Below are 2,147 nucleotides of genomic sequence, written 5' to 3' on the forward strand. Positions count from 1 at the left end.
ATCTGGTATCAATGAACTCACTCTATCAAATATCAAAGACAAAGAACAAATCTATCTTCATGCACAAAGGGATTATGATGAGATAATAGAGCATAACTTCACTCAAAGGATTAAACATAATAAAGACTCTCAAGTCAAAGGCAACTACACAGAATCTATCAACAAATATCATAAACAAGAAATACTAGGAGTAAAAGATGTGAGAGTAGGAGCAGAATACTTAACCAATGTAGCACTCTCTAAAGATACCATAGTAGGAGGAAGTCATACTCTTAATATAGGGATAGATAATAAACTAAGAGTATTAAAGAATAGTAGTGAGTATGTAGGTGGGGATAAAGAGACTACTATACAAGGCAATACAATAGAATCTATTCATGGAGAAAGAATAGAGAATGTGAGAGGAGAATCACAGATTCACATACAAGGAAGTTTCACACAGAATGTGGAAAAGGAAATATTTATAGATGTGCAACAAAATCTTTCAACTAATGTCAAAGACAATACAGCCTTTAGCTCAAAGTCTATGCAACACAATGTAGAGGAACAATATTCACTTCAAGCTGACAATGCTACGCTAGAATTGCAAAGTGATTGTATCACACAAGCAGGAAATGAAATCACCCATAAAGTAGGCGAAGCTACTATCACAATTTCAGGTGATAAAATAGTCTTAAAGGCTGGAGGAGTAGAAGCAATATTAGATGCTAATGGACTTGTAGTCAAAGGTGGAGAGGTGAAAAGTGAGTGAGATAATAAAAGATAATGATAAGGAATCTCAAAGGGACAAAGCAAATGCAGATTCAACAAAGCTAGATTCTGATGATGATGAGATTATTTGGGAATCAAAAAAGTCAAAAATTGGTTTAATCTTATATTGTGGGATTAGAATTATAGCTACACTATTTATCTCATATTTCGTTATCCCAAAAATCCTCACCATAGATAATTCTTTTGGTAAATTTCTTGGTATAGCAGTGTTCATTCTTTATTATCTTCTTGTAATTAAAGATGTTTTCTTTGGTTTTAATTATAAGGGGTTATATCTAACAAAAGATAAGATAGTTGTTACATATCACTTTACCAAAGATACTATTTGGAAATTTGGAAGTTTTTATGTTTATTATTATATACCAGCCAATTCACCATTTGTAGTGATTAGTTGTGATTATGGTTTTACGACTTGGAATCGTAATAATACCCTTTATGTGCCAGATATACTTATAGGTAATATAGATGTAGGTCCTTTTTTTCATAAAATCTATGAACTTATGAAACCACATTTGATAGAATATATGCTTAGTTTAGATGATGAAGAATATATCAAGGCTAGAAAACCCTTAAAAAATATAGAAAAGCTCACATATCTTGATGAAATAGACAAAATGCGAAAGGAACAAGGCAATGGAAAATAAAAACATTTATAAAGGCTTAGAATGTTATTGCAATGAGTTTGAAAAGATTCCAATTTATAGGAGAGAGTTAGGAATGGCTGGAGTTACAGCGACCTATGGAGTGGCAATAGAAGAAAGTTATAGAAGTTATAAACTTGATAAATATTTAGAATAAAGTGGGTAAGGAAAAATTGAAATGAGTGAAATAAACAACAATGAAATTACTAACATAGAATCTAAGAAACTAGATTCTAATGGGGAAGAAATTGTGTGGGAGATGAAGAGAAGTTTTTCTATTGGAAATAAAATATATCGCATATATTTTATTGCAATAAGTATTATAGTGTGTTCTATTATCACCCATACAATATTTTGGACAGCATCTCCGCTTAATGGATTTCGTGGGCTATTTTTAATTTTGTTTGTGTTAGTTACATATTATCTTTTTTTATCAGGAATCTTAAAATTATTCAATTTTAAAAGACTATATATTACTAACAATTATCTTATTATTGAAAAATATATTGGTAAAAAAGCAATACTTCAACTAGGAAGTTTTTACGCTCATTCCTCGAGACTTCCCACTAATCCTTCAAGCCCAAAATTAACAAAAGATCTATGTTTTACATTTTTTTTACAAAATAACGAATTTCGAATTGATGAATCAAACCTATATTATGTTAATGATATACAAAACATACACGAGTTAATTGATAAATTAAACGCACTTTTAAAACCACATATCACACAATA

The 2,147-nt window shown here is 30.2% G+C and carries 4 protein-coding genes; all 4 read left to right on the forward strand.

The window, feature by feature from the left end; genetic code table 11:
- The coding region (locus tag CQA53_RS11020; protein WP_407918854.1) for a bacteriophage T4 gp5 trimerisation domain-containing protein at window positions 1–751 on the forward strand (751 nt) is incomplete at its 5' end.
- Window positions 744–1,415 (forward strand): hypothetical protein, encoded by a 672-nt coding sequence (locus CQA53_RS11025; protein ID WP_115543976.1) that lies wholly within the window; start codon window positions 744–746, stop codon window positions 1,413–1,415. The genes CQA53_RS11020 and CQA53_RS11025, both read left to right, overlap by 8 nt.
- Window positions 1,405–1,569, forward strand: coding sequence for a hypothetical protein (locus tag CQA53_RS12690; protein WP_181882468.1), 165 nt, complete (start codon window positions 1,405–1,407; stop codon window positions 1,567–1,569). The genes CQA53_RS11025 and CQA53_RS12690 overlap by 11 nt, the downstream gene beginning before the upstream one ends.
- Before the next feature lie 21 nt (window positions 1,570–1,590).
- Window positions 1,591–2,147, forward strand: a 557-nt coding sequence (locus CQA53_RS11030; protein WP_147290049.1) for a hypothetical protein, incomplete at its 3' end; no start/stop codon positions are given.

Origin of the sequence: Helicobacter didelphidarum (assembly GCF_003364195.1) — a bacterium.
Lineage (GTDB): Bacteria > Campylobacterota > Campylobacteria > Campylobacterales > Helicobacteraceae > Helicobacter_A > Helicobacter_A didelphidarum.

What these genes read in the sequence shown, in the direction of transcription:
- CQA53_RS12690 (WP_181882468.1), top strand. Translation starts at nt 1,405, where the DNA reads ATGGAAAATAAAAACATTTATAAAGGCTTAGAATGTTATTGCAATGAG.